This window comes from Clostridium sp. UBA5119, assembly GCF_002414285.1.
GTDB lineage: Bacteria > Bacillota > Clostridia > Clostridiales > Clostridiaceae > Clostridium_J > Clostridium_J sulfidigenes.
Map to the genome: position 1 here is coordinate 89,252 of NZ_DHYX01000039.1, position 3,313 is coordinate 92,564.

General features: G+C 31.4%; 3 protein-coding genes and 1 pseudogene. All 4 read right to left on the reverse strand.

The annotated features are described in order from the left end of the window. On the reverse strand, window positions 1-612 hold a 612-nt coding region (gene pstB / locus B2671_RS05730; protein WP_346869542.1), incomplete at its 3' end, for a phosphate ABC transporter ATP-binding protein PstB. Window positions 613-641: 29 nt separating this feature from the next. After that, entirely contained in the window at window positions 642-1,466 is an 825-nt protein-coding gene (pstA, locus tag B2671_RS05735) for a phosphate ABC transporter permease PstA (RefSeq protein WP_346869543.1), read from the reverse strand. Between the two features lies 1 nt (window position 1,467). Further along, window positions 1,468-2,369: pseudogene (pstC, locus tag B2671_RS05740) on the reverse strand (phosphate ABC transporter permease subunit PstC). Window positions 2,370-2,454: 85 nt separating this feature from the next. Further along, the gene (locus tag B2671_RS05745; protein ID WP_346869544.1) at window positions 2,455-3,276 is read right to left on the reverse strand and encodes a phosphate ABC transporter substrate-binding protein; all 822 of its coding nucleotides are present in this window, start codon (window positions 3,274-3,276) and stop codon (window positions 2,455-2,457) included. Between the last annotated feature and the right edge of the window lie 37 nt (window positions 3,277-3,313).

Consider the following 3,313-nt stretch of genomic DNA (forward strand, 5'->3'; position numbering starts at 1 on the left):
CATATTATGAGTTACTATGACTATAGTGTATTTTTCTTTAAGTACGTCCATAAGTTCCTCTATCTTAGAAGTTGATATTGGATCCAATGCAGAAGTAGGTTCATCCATTAGTATGACCTCAGGTTCAACAGCTATAGTTCTAGCAATACAAAGTCTTTGTTGTTGACCTCCTGACAATCCTATAGCACTTTTTTTAAGCCTATCCTTTACCTCTTTCCAAAGAGCAGCTCCTTGAAGAGATTTCTCTACAATTTCATCTAACTTCTTTTTATCCTTTATTCCATGAATTCTAGGCCCATAGGCAATATTATCATAGATAGACATTGGAAATGGATTTGGTTTTTGAAATACCATTCCTATTCTTTTTCTTAATTCTATTTCATTTAGCTCCTTGTAAATATTGTTATCTTCAAAAAAAACTTGTCCTTCTATTTTTACATCATCAATTAAATCATTCATTCTATTTAAAGTTCTAAGAAAAGTAGACTTTCCACACCCTGATGGACCTATTAAAGCTGTAACACTATTCTTATCTATTTCTATATTTATATTTTTAAGAGCATGATTTGTTCCATAGTGTAAATTAAGATCTTTTACAGATATTATTGACATCATATTTCCTCCTAGTTACATTCTAATGATTAAAATTTTTCTTTATTTATTGTTTTGGTGATTCCCTTGGCTATCAAGCTTAAAGCTAAAATTATAAATATTAGTATAACCCCAATTGCAGAAGCTAGCTCTATATTTCCGGCTTCCTTAGTAACTAGATAAGCATGTACAGTAAGAGTTCTGCCACTAGACATAAGGTTTTGTGGCATTGTAGCTACTGTACCAGCTGTTAAAAGAATTGCCGCTGATTCGCCTATAATTCTTCCAATAGATAATATCACTCCTGATAAAATTCCTGACATTGAACTAGGAACTACTATTTTGTATAAAACTTCAAACTTAGTTGAACCTAAAGCTACTGCACCTTCTTTATAACTTTGAGGAACTGCCTTTAAAGCTTCTTCTGTGGTTCTTATAATTACAGGTAGTACAATAATAGCTAATGTTAAAGAACCTGATACAATTGAAAATTGCAATTTAAGAGTAGATACAAAGAATACTGTTCCAAATAGTCCATATATTATAGATGGTATACCTGCAAGACTTTCTGTTGCAAACCTAATTAATTTAACTCCTCTTCCTTGCTTTGCATACTCTTGTAAATATATAGCTCCACAAATCCCTATAGGAATTGATATTAATAAAGATAATATTACCGTTAACAATGTAGTAACAATCATAGGAAATATACCACCACCATTTATGGGAGAATAATCTCCAAAAATAAAGTTAAAATCTACAAGTCCAAAACCTTTTTTAAATATATATCCTACTATAATAGCAATAATTAGAGCTGTAATAGCTGCAGATAACCATAAAATAGTTTTTAATATATTGTCTTTTATTTTTCTCATATTAATTACCCGCCTTTTCTGATATTTTAGCTATTACAAAGTTTAACAATAGAATGAAAGAAAATAATACTACCCCTGTTGCAAAAAGCATTTCTTGATGTGTTCCAAAGGCATACCCCATTTCTAATGCTATATTAGTAGTGAGAGGTCTTACACTATCTGTTATATTATTNNAGGACTATTCCCAGCAACTAAGATTACTGCCATGGTTTCTCCTATTGCTCTTCCCATTCCTAGTACTATAGCTGTTAAAACTCCAGACTTAGCTGCTGGTAAAATTACTTTAAATATAGTTTCAATTTTAGATGCACCTAAAGCTAAAGATGCCTCTTTATATTGTTTGGGTACTGATCTTATAGCTGTTTCTGCCACTGAAATAATAGTTGGTAGCATCATTACTGAAAGAACTATTATAATGGCAAGTAAACTTTGTCCTTTAGGAAGGGATAATTTACTTTGAATAGCTGGTACTATTATTCCAAGGGCAAAGACTCCAAATAATACAGAAGGAATTCCTGCTAATAATTCCACTCCCTGAGACATTATCTTAGCTACTGATTTAGGTGCTATTTCAACAATAAAAATAGCTGTTAATATTCCTATGGGTACCCCTACAACAAGAGAACCTAGAGTTCCATATATAGAAGCAATTATCATAGGAAGAATTCCATACTTTTCTGAACTAGGTACCCACTCTGTTCCTAGTAAAAATTCTCCAAAGGAATATCCTTTAGATATAAATGGTGTCAACCCCTTATAAAATACAAAACCTATTATTAAAATTAAACTTATTACTGCTATTAAAGCACATACTTTAAAAACATTCTCTGATATACCATCAATGATATATTTTATCCCCTTAAGTTTGTGGGATTTTTCTGTCTTAACTGATTTCACTGACATATATTTGACCTCCAATTTAAATTCAATAGACCTTCAAGATAATTTTTTTCTTAAAGGTCTATACCCATTGTGGCATATAAATTATCTATTTTACTTTTATTCCACCAGCTTCTTCAACAATACCTTGACCTTTTTCACTTAAAATATAATCAATAAATTGTTTTCCATCCTTTGTTAATTTATCTTCTTTATATACTACTAAGAAAGGTCTTGATAATTTATACTCTTTGCTTAATACTTTTTCAGGTGTTGCTTCAATTCCCTCTACTTTTAAATCCTTAATTGAATCATCTAATTGTTCAAAAGAAATATATCCTATTGCATTTTCATTTGTTGAAACTGTAGTCTTAACACTTCCATTACCTTCTGCTATAGTTGCATTTTTCTCCAATTCTTCTGAAGTATATCCTACAATTTCTTGGAAAGCATCTCTGGTTCCTGAACCATCTTCCCTTGAAACTACTACTATTGGGGCATCACTTCCACCAACTTCCTTCCAGTTAGTTACAGCTCCTGTATATATGTCCTTTATTTGTTTCATAGTTAAGTTTTCTGCTGTATTTGATGGATGAACTACTAGAGCTATTCCATCATAAGCAATTACCGTTTCAGCAAGCTCTGATTTTTCTTCAGCTTTTAGTTCACGAGAAGCCATACCTATTTCACTAATACCTTCTATAGCATTTTTTATTCCTGCTGAAGATCCTATTTGTTGAACCTCTACAGTAACATTTGGATTTTCACCTTTGTAACTCTCTGCTTCCTTTTCCATTAATGGTCCTACAGAAGTTGAACCTGATATTTTAATAGTTATAGCTTTTGTTGTATTATCACTAGTATTATTACCGCTATTATTTGAATTGGAAGTATCCTTTCCGCCACAACCTACTAATAATCCCATGGTCATTGTTGCAACTATTCCTGCTATTAATATTTTTATTGAC